Here is a 21,564-nt window from a genome sequence, read left to right on the forward strand (position 1 = left end):
CTGGGACACCGTGCGGTACTGGATAAAGAAGGGCATCCTCACGCCCGAGCGTGCTCTACCGAAGAGCAATTTCTGCTTCCAGCTGACCCACGAGGTGGAGCAGCTCATCCAGGCCGCCCTTGCTCGAAAACGGACGTCACGCCGTCCCACGCAGCACCACCATCATCACCTCCATTCCCGCTAACACAGGTGTCCTGATGCAGGTTCCGGTAACAGCCAGAGCGCGAGGTACAGGCCCGCCGCCCATACCAGCGAGGAGAGAACTGCCTTCGGGCTGAGCTCCCGCCCCAGGGCCGCCTGCGTCTCGTCGAGCACCGTGCCGAAGGCCAGGGCCAGGGCCAGGGTGCGCCTGTCGTCCGTGCGCAGGTAGGGCCCATCCGTGAAGAGGCCCAGGCAGTCGCCGCCACCGCGGTGCTCGCACCAACGCAGGTACTTCTCCTTCAGCGCCGCCTCGGCCTCGGGCTGGAGCGGGCCCTTGTCGTTGAGCGGCACCAGGGTGAGCACCCTGTCGCGGTACACCTCGGCGAGCAGCTCCTCCTCGGGCATGGCCTGGAGCAGTACCTGGGCCGTCTCCTGGGCGGTGCCCTTCACCTGGAAGCGCGTGCCAAGCACCTGGACGGCGCGCCGGTACTCGGCCGCCGTGAGGGTCACCACGTGGCTGTTACCGTGCGCTGTAGGGCTGTCCGCGAACACCACCACCACAGGCTCGAGCTTTCGCGGCGCTGAGCGGGCCTCGGGCGGTGTCGTCGGGCGCCACCGCGTCCCCCCGGCGAACTGCCCGCCCATGGGCGCCTGAGTGGCACACGCCGCGAAGAGGAAGAGGACGATGAGCCCGAAGGCCCCTGCAGGTGCCCAGCGTGGCGGGCCCCCCATCTCTCCTCTCCGAGCTCCGAGCTGCGTACCGCCGCCCTCCCCCGCCCCATGACTTCGGTACTCATTCGCCATGACGATGGCCTTTCCCCCAGGAGTAGCAGCCCTAGAGGATAGGATGCGGGAAGCCCAACCATACAGGGAGGGCGGGCCCGCACGGGCCCGGAGTCTCAGCCGGCCCTACTGGCCGCCCCTGGACGCGCTTCCCGCCTTGGTGGCTGTCCCGCCGCCACCTCGATGTTTCGAGAAGGAACACGGCCGAGGACCGGGAGCCGTACCCGGAGATATGGGACTACGATTGGACCTACGGCCACTTCACCGCCCTATTCCAATGCACGCACGCCGACTGCTTGTCGTCCGTCACGGCATGCGGACGGAGGTGGACGTGCGGCCCCCTCCCAAAAAGCAGCCCCGGTGCGCCTTGCTGGAGGGCTTCTCCCTCCTGGCTGCCCCCCTCCGCTCCATCCCCTACCCTCAACAGCGCCCCCATCCCGCCTATACGCCCCCGCGCTCATGCCGCCGCTTTCTCCCCCTGGGACGCGGGCTCCGGCGGAGAGAGCTCGACGGACTTGGGGTACGGAATCTCCAGGTTGTTGGCGTTGAAGCTCTCCACCAGCAACAGGTGCAGCATCCGTTTCACCTCGTAGTGGCACCCGGGCGCCACCTTCGTCTCGATGCGAACCCGGAGGCAGCTGTCGTCAATGGCCTCGATTCCCATGACCTTGGGCGTCTCGATGGCCTTGCCCGGGAGCAGCTCGGGCAGCCGGGAGCTGGCCTCGTTGATGACCCGAAGCGCCTGCCTCAGGTCCGACTCATACGCGACGCTCATCTCCACGACGGCCAGCGTCCACCCCCGGCTGTAGTTGATGACGTTCTTGATCTCCCCATTGCGCATGATGTGCAGCCGCCCGTAGCGATCCCGGATGCGCGTGACCCGAGGCGTGATCTCCTCCACCAACCCCTCGGTCTCACCGATACGGATGTAATCTCCATTCAGGATCTGATCCTCGAACAACAGGAAGATGCCGTTGAGCAGATCCTGCACGATGGCCTGGGAGCCCAGGCCCACCGTGAGGCCCACGATGCCAGCGCCCGCCAGGATGGGCGTGGGATCCACGCCGAGATCGCTGAGAACCATCATGCAGACGCAGAAGTAGATGACGTACTTGATGATGCTCTGCAGCAGGCTGACGAACGTCTGGCGTCGACGCTGCACGTCCTCGGCGGAGGAGGTGAAGGACGCCAGCAGCCGAGCGACCATGACGCGGCTGAGCTCGACCAACACACTGGCGGCGAAGAACATCGAGACGATGCGGATGAGGAGCGGCCCATACGGCGCGAAGGGCTCCAGCGCCTGGAACTCGTGGACGATCAGGGTCGCCACCGAGATATAGGTGATGGCCTCGAGGCTCTTCTGACCCACCGGCAGCAGCCGGCGCAGGGCCACGTAGTACTCCTCGAGACGCGTGCCCCTGCTCTTCTCCTCCCAGGAGGTCACCATCCGCTCGGAGAGGAAGTCGAGCAGGAACACGAGCGCCCGCGCGCCAGTGACGAGCAGCAGGATGTACAAGGTAGTGGAGATCAGCCACTCGAGGGCCTCCGGGAGCTCCATGGCCGAGAGCGCCAGGCGCACCAGGGTGTAGGCCAACGCGAGGTTGACGACCGAGGGCAGGAGCGGCAGGAGCTTCTCCACGTGGACGCGCTGCGCCTCGGGGAGCGGGCGCTCGACCAGTGTTCGCTCGACCCGGGCCACCAGGCGCCGGCCGCTGCGCTGCAGCGCGTAGAAGCCGATGACCATGAGCACGGCCAGACCCACGCCGCGGCCCAGGGCCATGAGGAGAGCGGAGGTGATCTCCAGCAGGGCCCGGTCGAACCAGGGCTGGAGATCGGCTCCACGCCAGACCGCGTAGCCGAGCAGTCCCATGCCGGCGATGACGAGCGGAGCGGAGAGCAGAGCGGCCAGCAACCGTCCCCGCTTGTAGAGGCCCTCGGACATCGAGGCCAGGGTCTGGATACCACTCGCCCGGAGACCCTGGTGGATCAAGAAGCTGGAGGTGACGAGCACGAACCAGATGGCGAGCAGCGACAACAGTACAGCGGAGCCGACGAGCAACGCGTTGTTCAGCTCGGGGGTTTCCGCGAGGCGGGGAATCACCATGTCCTGAGACCTGTCCCGGAGTGGCCTCCGGAGTGGATTGCAACACAGATACTGTCGCCTCTCGCCGCCGCGCACTCACCCGCCGGAGGCGGGCCGCCGAGGCCCCGCGCGCGCTGGAGCCGCACGAGGCCACGGGCAAGGTCGAGACGTCAGCGCCCGAGCTCGATGTTCTCGAGCACTCCGAGCGCGTCGGGGATGAGGACGGCCGCGGAGTAGTAGGTGCTCACGAGGTAGGAGGAGATGGCCTTCTCGTTGATCCCCATGTGCCGGACGGAGAGTCCTGGCTCCACCTCATCCGGGATGCCGGTCTGACGCAGGCCCACGACGCCTTGATCATCCTTCCCGGTCCGCATCACGATGATGGAAGTCGTCTGAGTCTCCGAGATGGGAATCTTGTCGCAGGGCAGTAGGGGGACGCCGCGCCAGCTCATGACCTTCCTGCCCTCCACTTCGACAACGGGCGGGTAGAGCCCACGGCGGGAGCACTCCTGACCGAACGCGGAGATGGTGCGCGGGTGGGCCAGGAAGAACCGTGACTTCCTGCGCCGGCTGAGCAGATCGTCCAGGTCGTCGGGCGTGGGCGGCCCCTTGCGCGCATGGATTCGCTGCTTGAGATCGGCGTTGTACAGGAGCCCGAAGTCGCGGTTGTTGATCATCTCGTACTCCTGCCGCTCGCGCAGGGCCTCGATGGTCAACCGGACCTGTTCCTCGACTTGGTTCATCGGGCCGTTGAACACGTCGGCGACGCGGGTATGCACCTTGAGCAGGGTCTGAGCCAGGCTCAGCTCATACTCGCGGGGCCTGAGGTCGTAGTTGACGAAGGTCCCTGGCAGCACCGGCTCACCCTGGTGGCCAGCGGCGAGCTGGATGGCGGCCTGCCCCTGCTTGTCCTGGGGCTTGCGCAAGCGCTCCTTGAACCGCTCGACGTGCGCGGACAGCGCCGGGGACTGGAGGATCTGATTCTCGAACACCCGCTGCGGCAGCATCATCACCGTACACGGGGTGAGCGCCTTGACCGTGAACTGCCACTGGTCATTCGACTCCACCACCGACTGGTCTCCGAAGTGGTCGCCGTCGGCGAGCACGTCGAGGATGACGTCGTCGCCATACTTGCCCTTGCCCAGCTTGTTGGCCTTGCCATGGGCGAGCAGCACCACGTGCTCGGCGGGCTGACCCGCCTCGACGATCAGCTCGCCGGGCTTGAACTCCCTCTGGACGAACTGGTTCGCCAGCGCGGACAACACGGGAGCGTCGACGAAGCCGCGCAGCAGCGGCAGCTCGACCAGCTCCTGCGGAATGACCTCCACCCGGGCTCCGATGTTGCTGAAACTGAGGCGCCCGTCACCGGGGGTATAGGTCAGGCGACGGTTGACGCGAAACGTGCCACCCGGCACCTCGACCCAGGGCAGCATGCGCAGCAGCCACCGGGGAGTGATTCCCTGCATCTGCGGCCGCGACTTGGTCGTGGTCGCCAACTGACGGGCAGCGAGCGTGCTCAAGCTCAGCTGCTGCTTGTCGTTTTCACCACCGTTGCCCGTCTTCATCGTATTCGTCATGAGGTGTGCCTCCGCTGTGTCCGAACCGGCTCGGAGCGCCGATTTCCTAGGTGCGACCGATCTCGACGCTCTCGAGGATGCCGAGCGCGTCGGGGATCAGGACGGCCGCGGAGAAGTAGGTGCTGACGAGGTAGGAGATGACGGCCTTCTCGTTGATGCCCATGTACCGCACGTTCAGGCTGGGCTCGACCTCGTCGGGGATGCCCGCCTGGTGCAGGCCGATGACGCCCTGGTTCTCCGCGCCCGCGCGCATCAGGAGGATGGAGCTGGTGCGGGTGTCGCTGATAGGAATCTTGTTGCAGGGGAAGATGGGGATGCCGCGCCAGGCGGCGACCTGGTGGCCGTTCACGTCGACGCTGGTCGGGTAGACCCCGCGACGGCTGCACTCCTGACCGAACGCGGCGATGGCGCGCGGGTGGGCCAGGAAGAAGGACGGATCCTTCCACACGGTGGCCAGCAGCTCGTCCATGTCATCGGGGGTCGGAGGCCCGCTCCGGGTGTGGATGCGCTGCTTGAGATCGGCGTTGTGCAGCAGTCCGAACTCGCGGTTGTTGACGATCTCGTGCTCCTTGAGTTCCTTGAGCGCCTCGACGGTCAGCCGGAGCTGCTCCTCGGTCTGATTCATCGGATCGTTGAACAGGTCCGCGACGCGCGTGTGGATCTGGAGCACCGTCTGGGCCACGCTCAGCTCGTACTCGCGGGGCGAGGTCTCGTAGTCGACGAAGGTGCCCGGCAGTACGGGCTCACCCTGGTGGCCCGCGGCCAGCTCGATGTCCGCCTGGCCCGACTTGTCCTGCTTCTTCTTGGCGAGGGACTTGAAATCCGCGAGGTGCTTCTGCAGCGACGGGGACTGCTCGACCACCGTCTCGAAGTCGGACTGCTTGAGGATCAGCACCGTGCACGGAGTGACGGCCTTGACCGTGTACTGCCAGTAGTCCTGCGACTCCAGCAGCGCCTGATAGCTGTAGTGGTCGCCATCGGCGAGCACCTCGAGCACGGTCTCATCACCGTACTTGCCCGCGCCAATCTTGTTCACCTTGCCGTGGGCGATCAGGCAGATGGAGTCGGCCTCCTGGCCAGCCCGGGTGATGACCTCGCCGGGCTTGAACTCCTTCTGCACGAAGCGCTCCGCCACGGCGGACAGCACGGTGACGTCGTCGAAGCCGCGCAGCATCGGCAGCTCGGTCAGCTCCTGCGGAACGACCTGCACCTTCGCGCCGGTGTTGTAGAAGGTGACCCGGCCGTCTCCAATGGCATAGGTCAGGCGCCGGTTGAGGCGGAACACACCGCCGTTGACCTGCACCCACGGCAGCAGCTTGAGCAGCCACCGGGATGAGATTCCCTGCATCTGGGGAGCCGACTTGGTCGTCGTCGCCAGCTGGCGCGCCGCTTCCGTCCCAAGGCTCATCTGCTGCTTGTTGGCATCCGCGACCAGCTTCTCGAAACTCGCCATGACCTACCTCTTTCCTTCCGTCAAAAGAACACGATCCGTTTCACGACCGGCCGGAGCGGACCGGTTGCCCGCGAGGAGAGACGCGAGGCGTGCAGCCGAGGTCCCCCTACCCGTGGGGCCCCGAAGGTGCTGCATGTACCGCCCGGGCGTCCGGCTCTGGCGCAGCTCGGCTTCCTTGTAGCGCTCCACCGTCTGGTGCCAGATGAGCACGCCGGCCATCCACTGCTGGAGCTTCTCCACGTAGCCGTGCAGCTTCTCCCGGGCCTTCGCATCCAGGCCCATGCTGTCGCAGAGGGCCGGCAACTCGTTGGCGACGATGTGCTCGAACTGCTTCATCCGGGCCGTCATCAGGTCGTTGACGACCTCGACGCCCCGCGGCTTGTCGAGCTCGAGGAAGCGCTGGACGACCAGCACCGCGTTGTGGATCTCACCCTCGAACTCGACCTCCTTCTGGTAGGAGAAGATGTCGTTGGTGAAGCAGGCGTAGTCGGCGGCCGAGTTCTCGAGCCCCCGCATCGGCGTGGTGCGGAAGACCTCGGGCGGGAGCCCGTGGCCCTGGGCCAGCCGTGACAGGCTCATGGTGAGGTCCGAGCCAAACGTCTTGCGGCGCATCTCCACGTAGTCGACCGGGTCCGGGACCCGGTTCTGGAGCTGGTTGGCGAGCTCCCACAACCAGCTCTCGGTCATGTCCTGGATGGCCTTGCGGAACTGACTGCGCGCATCGGGCGACATGGGGCCCGCCGTGCGGGCCCACAGGTCAGCCAGGCCGTGCTCCACCGGGTTGGTGGGAACCGTGGTCGGGGTCGCGGGGTCATCCGGCATGAACAACGTCAGCCGGGCATTGAAGACCTTCGCCCCCGCCATGTCGCGGGTGTAGCCGTAGAGCGCCGGGAAGTAGTCGTCGGCGTAGGTGCCCCACACGAGCCAGCAGGCCGTCAGGTCGAGCTCGGCCCCGGTCGCCGCCGGATGGATCAACGCGCCGCACAGGGCCACGTCGGCGACATCGAACGTGTGATCATCCCAGATGTAGATGCCCGGGAGGCCCGGCAGGGAGTCCAACATCCCCATCCGGCGCGCCCAGGCCTTGGAGCTGCGTCGCGCGGCCTCCAGGTGGGAGTTCTGCCGTGTCGAATACGGCATGTAGAACCGTGGCAGCTTGACCGGGCCCACGTGCTGGTAGGGAAGATGGGTGTAGCTCTTGAACCGTCCCAACCCCAAGGCGCCGGGCGACAAGCGGAACCCCGAGGTTCCCAGGCCCGTGGGGCCCAGTGGCAGGCCTCCCAGGACGTTGCCCGAGGTCTCGGCGCCCTTGTTCATGTAGCGGCTCGAGCGCATGTGCCACTCGTGGCCGCCCGACTGCCAGTCCTGAAGTCCTCGGATGTAGGTGAGGACGTTCGCCCGCTCGACCGGATTGAGGCCGTGCTCCTCGAAGAGGGAGGGCAGCTCGGTCAAGGCGGTGTTCTCGAACTGATGCAGCCGGGACGTCAGGATGTCATTGGTGAGGTCGGCGGCGCGCTGCGTCTCGATGTTCAGGAAGCGCTCGAGCACCAGGACGCAGTTGGAGAGCTCACCCTCATCGAGGATCTCCCGCTCGTAGGAGAACAGGTCATTGCGCAGGTGGACGCCATCGGAGAACGTGTCCTTGAGGACCTGCATCGGGCGCGAGTGGGCGATGCGGGCCGGGACCTCGGCGAAGACGGCGTGCTCCACGAGGTCCGCGGACCAGGGAGCCCCACCCACCTTGCGGCGCATCTCGATGTACTCGATGGGATTGGCAACCCGGCGCTCGCTGATATTGACCAGCTCCCACATCGACTCGTCGAGCAGGGCCTTGGTGTTCGCGAAGAAGCGGCGCCGCCAATCCACGGACTTGGAGGGCACCGTGCGCCCCCACAGGTTGGCCAGACCCCGCTCCACGGGATTGGTCGGTGTGGGCGGAGTGGCGGAGAGCTCGACCGGCATGAACGCCGGAAGCCTGTCGAGATACTGCTTCGCGCCCACCAGATCCTTGGAGCGCTTGTAGAGCTCGAGGAAGTGATCGTCGAAGTAGAAGACCCAGACATACCAGTCGGTCACCAGGTCGAGCTCCGGACCGGGAGCCTCGGGATGGGTGTACGCGCAGAGCAGCGCGTAGTCCATGGCATCGAATTTGGCCTCATCCCAGATGTCGGGGGTCTTGTCTTCCTTCGGCGGGTCCAGGATTCCCATCTCCCGCGCCCACGCCTTGGAATGCACCCGGGCCCCTTCGAGGTGGGGATTCAGGCGCGCCGGCCAGGGGACGTAGAAATCTGGCAATTGAAAGGGTTGTTTTCCTTGCACCGCAGCCATTCACACACCTCGTCGGGTTCTCGACACTTGTAGGGGTGATGGGAGGAAGCGACAAGTTTTTACCCTTACCTGGCTCTTGGATTTGATTTCCAATTTTTTGAGAATGGATTGCGTCACGGAAGAGTGCCGAGCCGAAGGTTGAGGCAGAAACCTCGTTGCAATCATTTAGAAGAGCGGAATCAGATGAGCCTGTTCCGAGCGCTCGCGGTTTCTCCTCTCGGGGCGACCAGGAGTTGGCTAGCCTCCGCTGCGATGCCAACCGCTCCGCTCGCCGCTTCGCTCGGTGCGAACCCATCCCGGAACCGCACGCGGGAGAGGATGACGCGCATAACAAGTGCGCCGATCAGTTTCCGCCCAACCGTTATCCCGGAATGGATGTGCTCGTGGGCGGCGTGAGCTTCGATGCGCTGCAAGTCGGCGTGCGTGTGCTGTGGGAAATCAAGACCCATCAATTTGATACGTACCCTGACTTCGTCCGGAGGCGGGAGATTGAGAAGGAGTTGGAGCAGATAGAAAAGGAATAAGACGCAGCGGCGGCATGCGGATATGATTTCGTCGTTGGGGTGAGCACCCAAGCGCACAAAGACGCGCTGCTGCGAGCGGATCGATTCCTCAACGTCGTCGTCACAGGATGCAAACGATGACCACTCAGAAACGCCTCGACCTGACCGTCTACGCGTCAGCGCTCGTGGCCAATGACGGCCGCGCACTCGCTGTCGTCCGTGGTATGGAACGGGCGTTGCCCGGCTTGCGCCTGAAGTGGGAAGTGGGCAAAGGAGGGCGGCCCATCGAGTTACCGCACCGCGACGCCTGGCTCGTTGAGGCGACAACACGCGGAAAGCTCCCGCTCCTGTGCAATGGCGACGAGAGCTATCCCGTGACGGTTTCGGGAAGGGGGCGAGCGGGACGCCTCGGCCCGGGCGGTCAGCCGCTGCTCGACGTCCATGCGGAGTTGCCGCTAGACGCTGCCGTTGTCGCATCAGCGGCGGAGATGCTGGAAGGCGTAGCGGAGGGCGCTTGCACGTTCTGGGGGCATGCGACGCCGGATGAATTCAAGTCAGCCGTCTGGCATGCCGACGGGGTGACGTCCCCATCGCCCAGATGTAGGCCCCATCCATCCCTCACTCGTAGTCGACGACGAACGAGGAGGTGCTTATCGCCCGCGGGGACCCAATCGCGCCGCTCCTATTCGGCACGCTCGAGTCTCACCTGCAGGGGACCGGGCTTCCTCAAGGCCTCGACACCGCCGTCGAGCGTCCCGAGCGTGATGAGCCCGCTCGCAGGGCCGAAGTCCTTGTGGAACAGGGCGAGGTTCCCCCAGGGGGCGTAGTAGGTGATGGCCCCGGCCTTGCCACCGGAGCCCGCGGGCGCGCCCTTCGTGGACAGCTTGCGCGGCAGGTCGCTGATCTTCTCGGTCGCCGCGTAGTCCGTGAGCGTGAGGGTCAGTGGCAGCAGGGCAGCGAAGTCGCGGGCGGTAGCGTTGTCGTGCAGCGTTGCCGTCAGGACCGTTTCACCGAGGGTCAGTCGAAGCTTCATGGGCTTGGCCCTCTCGGGGGTGTTCTGCTGCGCATGGGCGGGGAGCGCCACCAGCGCGAGTGCGAGGAGGAGGGAGGCCCCGCAGTGCGCCCGGGCCTTTGGCGGGGGGGTCGTCTTCATCATGGCGTCGTCCCCTTCCCCGGCCCTGCGCCGTACTGCGCGTCGCTCACCTTCTCCATCCACTGGACGACCTTGCCGTCCTGCGCCTCATGGAGGGCCAGGTGCGTCATGGCGGTGGTGGGCGAGGCGCCGTGCCAGTGCTTCTGGCCGGGTGGAATCTGTACGACGTCGCCTGGGCGAATCTCCTCCACCGCCCCGCCCCACAGCTGCACGCGGCCCACGCCCGCCGTCACCACGAGCGTCTGGCCCAGCGGGTGGGTGTGCCATGCGGTGCGTGCGCCCGGCTCGAAGGTGACGCTGACGCCCGAGGTGCGCGCAGGGGGCGTAGCCGAGAAGAGCGGGTCGACGCGCACCGTGCCGGTGAACCATTCAGCGGGCCCCTTCGTGGAGGCCTGCGTCCCGGCGCGAGTGATGCGCAGCGCGGGGGCGCTGCCGCGCGCGGTGGTGGCAGCCGGGCCAGCGTCGGGCCCCACGGCCTCCGGGCCCGGCTGTGCGAGCGCCACGCCGAGGACCGGGAGCCCGACGAGCGTCAAGATGAGCCCCTTCATGTCCGTCCTCCAGAACCGCGCAAGCCGTCACTGCCGGAAGCCCCGACCGCCCGCGACGCCCTGAACGCCAGCAGCGCCCCTCCCCCGAGCAGCGCGGCGCTCGCCACGAACGTGCTCTGGTAGCCGCCGCGGTCGAACAGCAGTCCTCCGATCGAGGCGCCAGCCGTGATGGCGAGCTGGATCGCCGCGACCATGAGTCCGCCGCCAGCTTCCGCGTCGTGCGGCAGTGTGCGGCTGAGCCATGTCCACCACGCGACCGGCGCCGCCGTGCCGATCAGCCCCCAACCCGCGAGCAGGAGGGCCGTGGCCGGAAGGGACCGGCCGAGGACGACCAGGACGAGCGCGATCACCGCCATCGCGAGTGGCGCGGCGATGAGCACCGCCGTCAGCCGTTTGGCCACGAAGAATCCGATGAGATACGTGCCCAGGAGCCCCGCGACGCCCATTCCCAACAGGAGCAGCGAGAGCGTGGACACCCCGACCCGCGTCACCGTCTCCAGAAAGGGACGCAGGTACGTGAACAGGGCGAACTGGCCCATGAAGAGCAAGGTGACCGCCAGGATGCCCGCCGGAGCCTTGGGACGTCGAAGGACGGCGAACGTGCTCGGGGGCGGAGCGGCTCGCTCCGTGGGCATCCCAGGCAAGGTGAAGAACTGCCACACGAGGGTGAGCGCCGCGAGCGGAACGACCACGAAGAACGCACCACGCCACCCGATGTACTGCCCCAGAAAGCTGCCGAGCGGCGCCGCGACGGTGGTGGCCAGCGCGTTGCCGCCGTTCAGCAAGGCGAGCGCACGCGGCACGTCCTCTTCGGGCACCAGGCGCATGACGGTGGCCGCCGACAACGACCAGAAGCCTCCGATGACGATGCCGAGCAGGGCACGTCCGATCATGAGCACGGTGAAGTTCGGCGCCAGGGCGACGACGAGGCCCGAGGCCAGCATCAAGCCGGTGAGACCCAGGAGCAGCTTCCGGCGGTCGATGGCCTTGGCCGCGGACGCGATGAAGAGGCTCGTCACCACGGCGAACAGTCCGGACACCGCGATCGCCTGACCGGCGCCGCCTTCGCTCAGATGAAGGTCCGACGCGATCGGCGTCAGAAGGCTCACCGGCATGAACTCGGAGGCGATGAGGGTCGAGACACACAGGGTGAGCGCGAACACGGCTCCCCACGACGCGGAGCGCTGGGTCGATGCCCTGGACGCGCCGGCGAGTTGAAGGGTCATGTCGTTTCCCGTTGCCATCGTCTGCTCCAGCTCGAAGTCGTTCTCAGAGGTAACCCCCCGGCTCCACCAGGAACTACGCGCTGAATGCGAACGGGCCGTTCAGCCGTGGTTGACAGTGGGCCCTCGGGGGCGAGCGGGCTGTGGAGGGGTTGCTAGTATGGTGGCTCCACTTCGCGACCGCGTTGGCGCTCCCAAGGAACCACGTCCATGAAGACGGTCCTCTTCCCGCAGCTCCACGTCTTCCTGGTGGTGGCGCGCCTCCAGAGCTTCCGTGGGGCGGCACGCGAGCTCGGCGTCTCCTCGGCCGCGGTGAGCCAGTCGGTGCGCCAGCTCGAGGCACAACTGGGCGTGGTGCTGCTCAACCGCACCACGCGCAGCGTGGCCGTGACGGACGCGGGGCGGCGGCTGGTGGAGGAGGCCGGTCCAGGCCTGGCCCAGGCGTTCGCCGCGCTCCAGGGCGTCTCGGCGCAACCCGGCGAGGTCGTCGGAAGGCTGAGGCTGTCCGTCCCGCGAGCCGCGGTGCCCTTCCTCATCACGCCCGTCGTGCCCGCCTTCCGTGCGCGCCACCCGCGCGTGGAGGTGGAGGTCGTCGTCGAGGAGCGATTCGTCGACATCGTGGCCGAGGGCTACGACGCGGGCGTGCGCCTGAGCGAGTCCATCGAGCGCGACATGGTGCAGGTGCGCCTGACGGACGCCTTCCGCTTCGTCGTCGTGGGGGCGCCGAGCTACCTCGCGCGCCACGGCACCCCCGAGCGGCCCGAGGACCTGCTGCACCACGAGTGCATCACGCTGCGCTCCCAGACGACCGGGACCGCCTACGTCTGGGAACTCGAGCGAGGGCGCAAGAACTGGCGCGTGCCCGTGCGCGGCGGCATCGCCACGAACGACCACATGACCAGCGTGGCGCTCGCAGCCGAAGGGCAGGGCCTGGCGTATGCCCTGGAGCCGGCGGTGCAAGAGGAGCTGCGCAGCGGCCGGCTCGTCCGGGTGCTCGAGGCGTACGCCCCCACCGTGCCGGGCTTCTTCCTGTACTACCCCAGTCGCGCACAGCGCTCGGGGCCGCTGCGCCTCTTCGTGGAGGCCGCCAGGGAACTCTCCACCAAGGCGGTATGACGTGTTCGCGATGGCCACGCGCGCCGCGCGCACTGTCAAGCTGCGCTTAGCAGCCCATTCACCGGCCGACTCCTAGTTCATCGGCATGCCGGAGTGCATGTTCTCTTCGCAGTGGTCAGCAAGAAGCAGCCACGACAGCGGAGATGAAAGTCATGACCAGGAGCCCGACGATGGAAACGAGAGCTGATGCCGCGGAAAAGGCGGTGCCAAGGAAATCCGCGGGCCCGGGTGCAGGCCGACGTCACCTTCTCCTGTTGGCGGGAGTCGTTGCCGCCCTGGGGGCGAGCGCTTGCCAGGCCGCGGAGCATCCCGCGCGAGGCGCTGCGTTCGCGCAGGAGACCGGGGTCTGGGATAAGACCTTCCCGCCAAGCCCTCTGGTGAACCATGAGAAGGTGTCCTTCAACAACCGACTCGGCATCAGGCTGGTCGCTGACTTGTACGTGCCCAAGAACCTGGACCGGAAGAAGCGGGCACCCGCGATCGTCGTTGGTCACCCCTATGGTGGCGTGAAAGAGCAAACCTCCGGCCTGTATGCGCAGACCATGGCCGAACGCGGCTTCATCACCATCGCGTTCGATGCTTCCTACAACGGCGAGAGCGGAGGCCAGCCACACTTCATCGCCTCCCCGGAGGCGTTCGTCGAGGATTTCAGCGCCGCCGTCGACTACCTCGGCACGAATCCGTTGGTCGACCGCAACCGCATCGGCGTCATCGGCGTTTGTGGCAGTGGCGGCTTTGGTCTGGCGGCCGCGGAAATCGACCCTCGTATCAAGGCCATTGCCACGGTCAGCATGTACGACATCGGCCAGGCGAGCCGGCAGGGGCTGGCGGAGAGCCTGGACGAAGCCGGACTCAGGAAGAACCTGGAGAAGATCGCAGCGCAACGCTGGGCGGAAGTGGATGGTGGACAGCGAGCGATGGTGATTGGAACGCCTGAAGTCATCACCGAGCATTCGTCGGCGATTGATAGAGAGTTCTTCGACTATTACCGCACGCCGCGCGGCCACCATCCGCGCTCGACCACGGCGATGTCGCTCACCAGTGGCGCTGCCATGTCGCTCTTCTGGTCCTTCGAGCATCTTGATTGGATTTCCCCGCGCCCGGTGTTGTTCATCACGGGCGACCAGGCGCACTCACGCATCTTCAGCGAGCACGCCTTCAAGAAGGCCTCCGAACCGAAGGAGCTCTACATCGTGCCTAGCGCTGGCCACGTGGACCTCTACGACCGGGTGAAGCTCATCCCATGGGACAAGCTCACGTCGTTCTTCAACAACCACCTTGCCTGAATAGCAGCTCAGGAGGAAGGCGGCTTCTGGGGCAGCCACACCGAGAAGGTGCTGCCCTGCCCCTCCACGCTCCGGACCTCGATGGGGCCCCCGTGCTGCTCCGCGAGCTGCCTTGCTCCGAACAGCCCGAGGCCCATGCCTGGAATGCGACCCACGACGTTCTCTCCCGACCACCGAGCCCAGCATCAACACGGTGACGAGGGAGATGTACTCCACCATGGCCTGGCCGCGACGTGGCGCTCAGCGCCGGGTACGGCACGGCCCCGCGAGCGCCCGGCACGTCCGGGTACGGCCACCCCTGCGCCTCGAAGGAGAAGGACAGGTAGCTCTGGTGCGCGTGCACCGGGAGGATGCTGATGCGGGCTGACTGCTCGCCGGCCCATCAGGCTCGGATGCCCGGACCGTCAGTGCGAGAGGAGCTCCAGCGCGCGCCGGTGGTAGGCCTCGCGCTGGGCCAGCCCGTTGAAGCCACCATTGATGCGGCGAGTCATCTCCCGGAAGTCGCCCACGTCCGCGAGCGGGTTGAGGCCCCGGCTCTTCCAGAACCAGGCCGCCACGCGGAAGCCCACGTCGACGTCCCCGGCCCGCGTGGGGCTGCCCTCCAGGTCGATGCCCAGCGCCATGCCCGCGGCCCGGTAGTTGGCGCGGCCGGTGAGCTGGATGGGGCCTCGGCCCTTGTAGCGGCGGCCATCCCCGGGCTGGGTGTTGCCCAGGTCCTTGCGGCCCTCGTACGCCTCACCGGAGGCGAGCTCCTCGAAGAAGCGCAGCTCCCCGCTCTCGTGCGCGAGCTGCGCGAGAAAGGCCGCCTGACGCTGCGGGGTGGTGATGTCCGCCTCCACCATGGCCACGTCCAGGTAGGGCAGGCACTCGTCGGCCCGCGCCGCCGTCAGCTTGGGCATGATTTCGCGCAGCACCTTCGCGGTGAGCCCCGCGCCGATGGGGATTTCGGGAGGCGTGCCCTCGACATGCACGCCGAGCGCGCTCCACGTCCGCGGCCCGACGACGCCATCCGCGGTGAGGCCCCGGGACTTCTGGAAGGCCTTCACGACGGTTTCCGTCCGCACGCCGAAGACGCCATCGGCCGCGCCGGGGTCGAATCCGGCCACCAGCAGGCGGCGTTGCAGCTCAGCGACCTCCGGGCCGCGAGACTCCAGGCGCAGCTCCCGGGGCTGGGTGGACGATTGCAGCGAGGAGATGTCGAGGGAGGGCATCACTACCTCCGGTCAGGGCCTTCCACACAGGATGGAGGCGCGCCGGAGGATTCGTGAGCTGCCCCCCGGGGTAGGCAACCCGTGTACCCAGGCGGGAGGGCGAGCGCGAGGCAGACCGGAACCCGAAGGCCCCGGTCCGCCCGCCCCGGACGGCGCTACTTCTTGGGCTCCGGGCCCTTGCCAGCTTCCTTGCCCTTACCGGCATCCTTCACCGCCGCGTCCGCGCCCGCGTCCGCCTTGGGCTTGCGGAGGGGACACGACACGATGGCCCCGTTCGGGTCGATGGCGTCCTTGCCGGACTCCACCTTGAGCACCTTGCGGTCCTCGCCAATCACGAACGTGTAGCGGTTGGCCAGCGACATCACCGGCACCTTCACGTCATAGAGCTTCGTCAGCTTCGCGTCCGGATCCGGAATGAACGGGAACTGCGCCTTCAGGGACTCCTTGAACTTCGCCAACGTTTCCTTGTCATCCGTACTGACGGCCAGGACCTGGCCGTGGAGCTTCTCGACATCCGCGTACCGGTCCCGGTACGCCGAGAGCTCGCGCGTTCAACCACCTGTGAATGCCTTGGGGAAGAAGGCCAGGATGACCGGGCCGTCCTTCACCATCTCGGACAGGGTGTACGACTTGCCGGCGGTGTCCTCCACCGTGAAGTCCGGCGCGACTTCCCCCACCTGGGGGGTGGCTCCCGCGAGGAAGCCCGCTACGAGCGTGGGAATGAGCATGGGCCCGAGTTAACGGCTTCGCCGTTTCCGGTGCAACAGGGGCCGCCCCGATTCCCGTCTACTTCTCACCCATGCGCGCCCAGACGGCCGCGGCGGCCTCGCGCGACTGCTCCGCCACCACGGACGGGTTGACGGACAGGGGCCGGCGCGCCCAGACGCGCCACACGCCGTCCACCATCACCGACTCCACGTGGCGCGAGCCCAGGCCGAACACCACGTGCCAGGCGAGGTTCTCCGCCGTGAGCGGGGTGGCCGGCTGGTAGTCCATGAGGAGCAGGTCCGCCAGCGAGCCCTCGCGCATGAGCCCCACCTGCACCCCGAAGGCCTGCGAGGCCAGGCGCTGCCCGTTGGCCAGGTAGCGCAGCACGTCGATGGGCTGTCCCGCGTCGCGCGAGCGCAGCCAGGCCGCCTGGGCCTCGGCGAACATGTCCGCGCTCACGCTGTCGGCGCCGAGCGTGGCCCGGTGGCCGAACTTGAGCGCGGGCGCGTAGCCCACCTCGGCCTCCATGTTGGAGCGCGGCGTGTGCGCCAGCCACGCGCCCGAGGGCAACAGCTGCGCCAGCTCCGGCCACGCCAGGTGTCCCACGTGCGCGAGCAGCGCCTGCGGCGTCAGCAGCCCGCTGTCCACCAGCCGTGTCACCGGCGAGGCGCCAAAGCGCTCCGTGGACAGCTTCTCGTCGAGCGGATCCTCGGCCAGCGACACGTGCAGGCCCGAGTTGGTGCTCTTCACCGCCTCGGCGAGTCCCTCGAGGGCCTCCTTGCCCACGGTGAAGAGCGGCGCCGAGCCCACCAGGCCGCGCAGCCGCCCGCGCGCCTTGCGCAGGAAGGACACCGTCTCCTCCAGGCCCTCCTCGCGGCCAATGGCGCCCTTGCGGTCCGTCACGGCGTAGGAGAGCACCCCGCGCACGCCCACCTCGTGCAGGCCGCGGCCCACGCGCAGCAGCGAGCCCTGAATCGCCTTGGGCGAGGAGTGCAGGTCGAAGAGCGAGGTGGTGCCGCACTGGAGCGCCTCGAGGCCTCCGGCGGTGGCGGCCACCTGCACGGCGTCCAGGTCGAGCGCGTCCTCGTAGCGCCAGCGCACCTTCTCGAGCAGCTCCTGGTAGCCCTCCAGCTTGGGGCGGGGCATGCCACGGCCGAGGCTCGCGTAGAGCCGCTGGTGCGAGCTGACGAGGCCCGGGAAGACGAGCTTGCCCGACAGGGCGATGACCTCGTCGTCGGGAGCCGCCTGGAGATCGGGGCCCCGCGCGACGATGCGCTCGCCCTCGACGCGCAGGTCGACGCGCTCGACACACGCGGGTTCGAGCTCGACGACGATTCCACCTTTCAGGAGCGTGCCCACCCCGTCCCTCCGGTCTGTGTCCGCGACTGCTGCGCCATTGCAACCTCAGCGCTCCCGCCCCCGCTCGCGCCGACGGGGCCGCACGTTAGCACTCCGCCCGGCGCATGGCGCACCCCGGCGGGAAAAGGACGAGGCCCCCCGCCCGGCCCACAACGCGGTGCGCAACAGGAGGGTAACGACGAGCCGCTTCCAGACGCCCGGTGGAAAGCCCGCCCGCCGAGCCCCACCCACGGCACCATGGGATTCACCCCCGGTGGAGGGCTCCTCTGGCTCAGCCGCTACAGCCCGCTGGAACTCGACGGCTACACTGGGGCCCACCTGCTCACTCACCAGACCCACATGATGCGCATGCACGTAGCGATGGTTGGGCTGCTGCTGGCGGCCTGCGCGACGGACGGAGGACGGGTCACCCCAACATCCGCTTCCGAGCCCGAACGCCACAGCCACGTTCAGGTCCAACTGGAAACAGAAGGCGCCTCACGCACCTTCACGCCTCCGCGTCGAATACCCGTGGAGGTCACCCAGGCCCAGTTCGAAGCCACCATGGCGCGGCTGGTGGGTAGGCTGGACCTCCCTTCTCCACCCCGGCACCGACTGGCACTCATCTCCTGGGGTCGAGAGGGACAAGAGGACGAGCGAGCGGCGATGACGCGGGGTTACCACGGCTGGTGCGAGCGCCGAGACTCGCCGGGCGACTGTCTGTCATTGCTGAGCGGGGGCCTCTACCTCGGGCCCGAGGAGAGACGCACGCTGGCACTGTCCATCTCGCTGGGCTCGGTGTGGGAGGGCGCGGTGGGCGTGTGGAAGGGCATGGTGGATCCGGTGGCCCTGCAATCCATGGTGATGTCCGCCATGGCGGGCTACCTGGCGATGCTGGTGCTTCCCAATCCAGTGACCCAGGCGGCGGCCATCTCCTTCACCTGCTTCATGGTGGCGTATCTGGGGGTGGATACGGTGTGGAGCCTGCTGGAGGGCTGGGTACGACTGGAGCGGGAGACGAGCCAGGCACGCACCTTCGCGGAGGTGCGTGAGGCGGGCGAGAGATTCGGCCGCATCATCGGGGCCCAGACAGGACGCCTGCTGGTGATGTTGGCGACGATGGCCCTGGGCTCGACGACGAACCAGATGATGGGTCCCCCAAGCCTGCCGGGCTATACGCAAGCGGCCGTCAACGCCGAGATGCAGATGGGCATGAGACTGGCGGCGGTGGGTCAGGCGCGACAGGTGGCGGTGGGCCCGGCCAGCTTTACCCTGACACTGGCTCCGGGCGCTCTGGCCATGGCCTCCCAGGGCACGAACGGTGGTGGCGAAAGCAAGAGTGCTCCCAGCGCGACGGCCCAGGCCAGCGCTCCGAGCAAGCACCGATTGAGGTTCATCGAATCGTGGCGGAAGCCCAGACTCACCGAGGACGGGAAGATCCTGCCCTACGAGGGCACGAGAAGCCCGCCCAACCCCATCCCCAACCTGGGCCGAAACCGCACTGGACAGACAATCACGAATGGCGAGAACACCATCCGCTTCGACCAGGATGGATTCCCCGAGTTCGACTCGAAGTTCGAGACGATACTAGATGACATCCACATCGGCAGTGGGAATCGCTTCGCGCACTACAGAGCGGCAAACCAGAAACTCTTCCAGGCCATCAAGCAAGATCCCAATCTGGCCAGGGACCTCGGGCTCAATCGCGAAATGATTGAGGAGCTATCCACGTCAATGGTTCCGCCAAGCGGATACTCCTGGCATCACCACCAGGATGTCGGGCGGATGCAACTCGTCGTTCTTGGAGAGCACAAGCTCGCCGCGCCGCACACGGGAGGAATGGCGATCTGGGGTGGAGGCCAATGACACAGGAAATTCGCTGGAAGCCTTATGTCTGGGATACACCTCGCCCTGCAACCCCGTATGAGGCCTCCCTCCTCGAGCAGCAGTGGGGTGTGAAGCTCCCTGAGGAGTATAAGAGGCTCATCTCGACGAACCAAGGGATGACGCCTCATCCTTGCATCTTCGATGCTGGCAAGCTCAAGGACGTCATGAGCGTTCTCTTGACCATCATCACGGATCCGGACAAGAAGGCATACGCCATCCGTGACTCATACAGCATCTTGAAGCCGCACATTCCGTCCGGCATCTATCCATTCGCGATGACTCCAGGTAGCGAACATCTGTGCTTCGACTACAGAGCGTCACCAGAAGAGCCCAAGATCGTCCTGGTGACAGTGGACATGAATGTTCACCCCGTCGCGGATAGCTTCAACGAGTTCATGGCCAGCCTGCATGACGCATAGAGGGTGTTGGCTGCCGGCTGAGTGGGAGCACACTCCACTGGGAGCGAAGTCCACGGCGAGCACCCTCAACTCGATGCGCGAAGGGTCCATGGGCCCGAGAGGTTACCGGTGCCATCCCGGCCCCGCCCGGAAAGCGCGCGGGAAGGGTTCGGGAGGTGCCACCGGGCGCCGCGTCCCGTAGACTGGGAGCATCGTGATTCCCGACAGCAGCAACGCGTCCTGGTTCGGCCGCTACCATTTGAGCTCGCGCATCGCGACCGGTGGCATGGCCATCCTGGGGAGGGGATACTGACATGCCCATTCGATGGGTGAACTACCTCTGGGACGAGCCACACCCGGCCGGCTCGCAGGACTTCGAGCAGCTTGAATCCCGTTGGGGAGTTCGACTCCCCGAGGATTACAAGAGCATCGCAGCAACCTACCAGGGCATGAGCCCGGAGCCGGGCGTGTTCAACGTTGGCAGAGGAACCAGTGTATTCAATGTGCTCCTGACAGTTGTCGAGGATTCGGAGAAGCCTCTCTATTCCGTAATGAGCGCCTACGAAGTAGTGAAGCCTCACGTTCCCGAGGGGATCTACCCGTTCGCCGAAACTCCGGGTGGCGAGTACCTGTGCTTCGATTACAGGGGCTCGCCGGACCAACCCAAGGTCGTCCTCGCCACTGTGGAGATGTTCATCTACCCGGTGGCCAATAGCTTCACAGAGTTCCTGGCCACTCTGCACGACGGCCGAATCCTGCTCGCGTAGAGACGCAGGAAGACTAACGGCTGGGGGTAAGCACGCCATACCGGCGCAGCGTGGTCGGATCCTGCTGGGCCGCCTTCGCCCGGGCTGGCTCAACGAGAGCGCGCAGCCCACGAATCGCCGCATCCTCCCCGGCATTGCCCTCCTCCGCGCGGCGAAGCACCGCTCCGAGCCACGTGAACGCTTCCCGGAGGCGCGGCACCACGCTCGGCCCCACGTGATCCGCGCCGCGCACCAGGTGGTACTCGTGCGAGAGGTCCAGGTCCCACAACACCCGATGGATGAACTCCGCGACGTCGTGCGCGTTGAGCGCGTCCGCGTCTCCCGACTCCAGGTAGATGGCCAGCCCGTGCTCGCGGATGGCCCACGCGTTGTCCCGAGCGCGCACCGCCGGATTGTTCGCCTCGAAGAGCGCTGGATTCCTCTTCGGCCCAATGAGCTCTTCCGGGCCTCCGCCGATGAAGTACAGGTGGTTGCGCTCGCCCGCGTCCGTCGCGCGGAAGCCCGGCTCCGTGATGGGCGAGAGCGCCGCGACCGCACCGAAGCGCTCGGGGTGCTTGAAGGCAATCTTCAGGCTCCCGTACCCGCCCATCGAGATTCCCAGCAGCGCCGTGGACTCCCGGCCGGGCCGGACCTTGTACGTGGCGCGCAGGTGCCTCGGGAAGTCCTCGGCGATGAAGCGCTCCCAGCGATAGCGGCCGTCCGGATGGTCGAGGTAGTAGCTGAGCTCCCCCACCGTCGCGCACGCGAGCACCACCGGAGGCGCACTGCCCGTGTCCCAGCAGTGCTCGAATACCGTCCGGGCCTCGACGAGCGTCTCCCGCGAGCCGCCCCCTCCGTACAGGAAGAGCACCAGCGGATACGGCCCTCCCGAGTCGTAACCGGGCGGCAGCAACACGGAGTACGGCACTCCACTGGGAGCGAAGTCCACGACGAGCTCACCCAACTCGATGCGCGAGGAGTCCATGGCCCGGGGAGGTTACCGCTCCCTTTCCGAGCCCGTCCGGAAAGCGCATGGAACGGTCCGGAAGGTGTCACCGGGCGCCGTGTCCCGTAGACTGGGC

Annotated in this window: 19 protein-coding genes and 2 pseudogenes; 8 read left to right on the forward strand and 13 right to left on the reverse strand. The window is 66.9% G+C overall.

What is annotated here, in order from left to right; all coding sequences use genetic code 11:
• Positions 1–184: hypothetical protein (locus tag ACJ8AN_RS34735; RefSeq protein ID WP_407759860.1), on the forward strand; the 184-nt coding region annotated here is incomplete at its 5' end.
• On the opposite strand, the gene ACJ8AN_RS34740 is transcribed toward ACJ8AN_RS34735, so the two are convergent.
• The 5 genes from ACJ8AN_RS34740 to ACJ8AN_RS34760 form a co-directional block, all read right to left on the reverse strand.
• Entirely contained in the window at positions 181–873 is a 693-nt protein-coding gene (locus ACJ8AN_RS34740) for a hypothetical protein (RefSeq protein WP_407759861.1), read from the reverse strand. The two genes, ACJ8AN_RS34735 and ACJ8AN_RS34740, sit on opposite strands and share 4 nt — an antisense overlap.
• A 508-nt stretch (positions 874–1,381) precedes the next feature.
• On the reverse strand, positions 1,382–3,028 hold the full coding sequence (locus ACJ8AN_RS34745; protein ID WP_407759862.1) for a mechanosensitive ion channel family protein: 1,647 nt from the start codon (positions 3,026–3,028) through the stop codon (positions 1,382–1,384).
• A 149-nt stretch (positions 3,029–3,177) separates the two neighbouring features.
• Positions 3,178–4,584, reverse strand: coding sequence for a family 2B encapsulin nanocompartment shell protein (locus ACJ8AN_RS34750; RefSeq protein ID WP_407759863.1), 1,407 nt, complete (start codon positions 4,582–4,584; stop codon positions 3,178–3,180).
• Positions 4,585–4,630: 46 nt separating this feature from the next.
• Positions 4,631–6,037, reverse strand: coding sequence for a family 2B encapsulin nanocompartment shell protein (locus ACJ8AN_RS34755; protein WP_407759864.1), 1,407 nt, complete (start codon positions 6,035–6,037; stop codon positions 4,631–4,633).
• Between the two features lie 3 nt (positions 6,038–6,040).
• Positions 6,041–8,365: a family 2 encapsulin nanocompartment cargo protein terpene cyclase gene (locus ACJ8AN_RS34760; RefSeq protein WP_407759865.1), complete on the reverse strand. Its 2,325-nt coding sequence runs from the start codon at positions 8,363–8,365 to the stop codon at positions 6,041–6,043.
• A 272-nt stretch (positions 8,366–8,637) separates the two neighbouring features.
• Between ACJ8AN_RS34760 and ACJ8AN_RS34765 the strand changes: the two are divergent.
• Together ACJ8AN_RS34765 and ACJ8AN_RS34770 are read left to right on the forward strand one after the other, a co-directional pair.
• Positions 8,638–9,009: pseudogene (locus ACJ8AN_RS34765) on the forward strand (DUF6310 domain-containing protein); the annotation flags it as partial.
• Positions 9,010–9,092: 83 nt separating this feature from the next.
• Positions 9,093–9,371: pseudogene (locus ACJ8AN_RS34770) on the forward strand (DUF5953 family protein); the annotation flags it as partial.
• Positions 9,372–9,550: 179 nt separating this feature from the next.
• On the opposite strand, the gene ACJ8AN_RS34775 reads toward ACJ8AN_RS34770, so the two are convergent.
• The 3 genes from ACJ8AN_RS34775 to ACJ8AN_RS34785 are packed head-to-tail and all read right to left on the reverse strand — an operon-like array spanning position 9,551 to position 11,813.
• Positions 9,551–10,024: a cyclophilin-like fold protein gene (locus tag ACJ8AN_RS34775; protein WP_407759866.1), complete on the reverse strand. Its 474-nt coding sequence runs from the start codon at positions 10,022–10,024 to the stop codon at positions 9,551–9,553.
• Entirely contained in the window at positions 10,021–10,569 is a 549-nt protein-coding gene (locus ACJ8AN_RS34780) for a cupin domain-containing protein (protein ID WP_407759867.1), read from the reverse strand. The genes ACJ8AN_RS34775 and ACJ8AN_RS34780 overlap by 4 nt, the downstream gene beginning before the upstream one ends.
• Positions 10,566–11,813: an MFS transporter gene (locus tag ACJ8AN_RS34785; RefSeq protein WP_407759868.1), complete on the reverse strand. Its 1,248-nt coding sequence runs from the start codon at positions 11,811–11,813 to the stop codon at positions 10,566–10,568. The genes ACJ8AN_RS34780 and ACJ8AN_RS34785 overlap by 4 nt, the downstream gene beginning before the upstream one ends.
• A 189-nt stretch (positions 11,814–12,002) precedes the next feature.
• Between ACJ8AN_RS34785 and ACJ8AN_RS34790 the strand changes: the two genes are divergently transcribed.
• Together ACJ8AN_RS34790 and ACJ8AN_RS34795 are read left to right on the forward strand one after the other, a co-directional pair.
• Positions 12,003–12,908, forward strand: a complete 906-nt coding sequence (locus ACJ8AN_RS34790) for a LysR family transcriptional regulator (RefSeq protein WP_407759869.1) — start codon at positions 12,003–12,005, stop codon at positions 12,906–12,908.
• Between the two features lie 170 nt (positions 12,909–13,078).
• Complete coding sequence (locus tag ACJ8AN_RS34795; protein ID WP_407759870.1) at positions 13,079–14,194, forward strand: alpha/beta hydrolase; 1,116 nt, start codon at positions 13,079–13,081, stop codon at positions 14,192–14,194.
• 8 nt (positions 14,195–14,202) lie between these two features.
• Here ACJ8AN_RS34795 and ACJ8AN_RS34800 read toward each other — a convergent pair whose 3' ends face one another.
• The 4 genes from ACJ8AN_RS34800 to ACJ8AN_RS34815 form a co-directional block, all read right to left on the reverse strand.
• Complete coding sequence (locus tag ACJ8AN_RS34800; protein WP_407759871.1) at positions 14,203–14,349, reverse strand: sensor histidine kinase; 147 nt, start codon at positions 14,347–14,349, stop codon at positions 14,203–14,205.
• A 249-nt stretch (positions 14,350–14,598) separates the two neighbouring features.
• Positions 14,599–15,405, reverse strand: coding sequence for a peptidoglycan-binding protein (locus ACJ8AN_RS34805; protein WP_407759872.1), 807 nt, complete (start codon positions 15,403–15,405; stop codon positions 14,599–14,601).
• Between the two features lie 155 nt (positions 15,406–15,560).
• Positions 15,561–16,133 carry a peroxiredoxin family protein gene (locus ACJ8AN_RS34810; protein WP_407759873.1) on the reverse strand — a complete coding sequence of 191 codons (573 nt, stop codon included), beginning with the start codon at positions 16,131–16,133 and terminating at the stop codon, positions 15,561–15,563.
• A 58-nt stretch (positions 16,134–16,191) separates the two neighbouring features.
• Positions 16,192–17,472, reverse strand: a complete 1,281-nt coding sequence (locus tag ACJ8AN_RS34815) for an amidohydrolase family protein (protein ID WP_407759874.1) — start codon at positions 17,470–17,472, stop codon at positions 16,192–16,194.
• 645 nt (positions 17,473–18,117) lie between these two features.
• Between ACJ8AN_RS34815 and ACJ8AN_RS34820 the strand changes: the two genes are divergently transcribed.
• The 3 genes from ACJ8AN_RS34820 (at position 18,118) to ACJ8AN_RS34830 (ending at position 20,503) form a co-directional block, all read left to right on the forward strand.
• Positions 18,118–19,317, forward strand: a complete 1,200-nt coding sequence (locus tag ACJ8AN_RS34820) for an HNH endonuclease (RefSeq protein WP_407759875.1) — start codon at positions 18,118–18,120, stop codon at positions 19,315–19,317.
• Positions 19,314–19,757, forward strand: coding sequence for an SMI1/KNR4 family protein (locus tag ACJ8AN_RS34825; protein ID WP_407759876.1), 444 nt, complete (start codon positions 19,314–19,316; stop codon positions 19,755–19,757). Before ACJ8AN_RS34820 ends, ACJ8AN_RS34825 begins: the two co-directional genes overlap by 4 nt.
• Positions 19,758–20,050: 293 nt before the next feature.
• Entirely contained in the window at positions 20,051–20,503 is a 453-nt protein-coding gene (locus ACJ8AN_RS34830; protein ID WP_407759877.1) for an SMI1/KNR4 family protein, read from the forward strand.
• 13 nt (positions 20,504–20,516) lie between these two features.
• Here the strand turns inward: ACJ8AN_RS34830 and ACJ8AN_RS34835 are convergent, their stop codons facing one another.
• Positions 20,517–21,467: an alpha/beta hydrolase gene (locus tag ACJ8AN_RS34835; protein WP_407759878.1), complete on the reverse strand. Its 951-nt coding sequence runs from the start codon at positions 21,465–21,467 to the stop codon at positions 20,517–20,519.
• Positions 21,468–21,564: the final 97 nt, after the last annotated feature.

Origin of the sequence: Archangium sp. (assembly GCF_045802675.1) — a bacterium.
In the GTDB taxonomy this organism is placed as follows: Bacteria; Myxococcota; Myxococcia; order Myxococcales; family Myxococcaceae; genus Archangium.

What these genes read in the sequence shown, in the direction of transcription:
- ACJ8AN_RS34835 (WP_407759878.1), bottom strand. Translation starts at nt 21,467, where the DNA reads ATGGACTCCTCGCGCATCGAGTTGGGTGAGCTCGTCGTGGACTTCGCT.
- ACJ8AN_RS34790 (WP_407759869.1), top strand. Translation starts at nt 12,003, where the DNA reads ATGAAGACGGTCCTCTTCCCGCAGCTCCACGTCTTCCTGGTGGTGGCG.
- ACJ8AN_RS34830 (WP_407759877.1), top strand. Translation starts at nt 20,051, where the DNA reads ATGCCCATTCGATGGGTGAACTACCTCTGGGACGAGCCACACCCGGCC.
- ACJ8AN_RS34755 (WP_407759864.1), bottom strand. Translation starts at nt 6,037, where the DNA reads ATGGCGAGTTTCGAGAAGCTGGTCGCGGATGCCAACAAGCAGCAGATG.
- ACJ8AN_RS34750 (WP_407759863.1), bottom strand. Translation starts at nt 4,584, where the DNA reads ATGACGAATACGATGAAGACGGGCAACGGTGGTGAAAACGACAAGCAG.
- ACJ8AN_RS34805 (WP_407759872.1), bottom strand. Translation starts at nt 15,405, where the DNA reads ATGCCCTCCCTCGACATCTCCTCGCTGCAATCGTCCACCCAGCCCCGG.
- ACJ8AN_RS34825 (WP_407759876.1), top strand. Translation starts at nt 19,314, where the DNA reads ATGACACAGGAAATTCGCTGGAAGCCTTATGTCTGGGATACACCTCGC.
- ACJ8AN_RS34795 (WP_407759870.1), top strand. Translation starts at nt 13,079, where the DNA reads ATGGAAACGAGAGCTGATGCCGCGGAAAAGGCGGTGCCAAGGAAATCC.
- ACJ8AN_RS34745 (WP_407759862.1), bottom strand. Translation starts at nt 3,028, where the DNA reads ATGGTGATTCCCCGCCTCGCGGAAACCCCCGAGCTGAACAACGCGTTG.
- ACJ8AN_RS34780 (WP_407759867.1), bottom strand. Translation starts at nt 10,569, where the DNA reads ATGAAGGGGCTCATCTTGACGCTCGTCGGGCTCCCGGTCCTCGGCGTG.
- ACJ8AN_RS34785 (WP_407759868.1), bottom strand. Translation starts at nt 11,813, where the DNA reads ATGGCAACGGGAAACGACATGACCCTTCAACTCGCCGGCGCGTCCAGG.
- ACJ8AN_RS34820 (WP_407759875.1), top strand. Translation starts at nt 18,118, where the DNA reads ATGACGCGGGGTTACCACGGCTGGTGCGAGCGCCGAGACTCGCCGGGC.
- ACJ8AN_RS34740 (WP_407759861.1), bottom strand. Translation starts at nt 873, where the DNA reads ATGGGGGGCCCGCCACGCTGGGCACCTGCAGGGGCCTTCGGGCTCATC.
- ACJ8AN_RS34775 (WP_407759866.1), bottom strand. Translation starts at nt 10,024, where the DNA reads ATGATGAAGACGACCCCCCCGCCAAAGGCCCGGGCGCACTGCGGGGCC.
- ACJ8AN_RS34760 (WP_407759865.1), bottom strand. Translation starts at nt 8,365, where the DNA reads ATGGCTGCGGTGCAAGGAAAACAACCCTTTCAATTGCCAGATTTCTAC.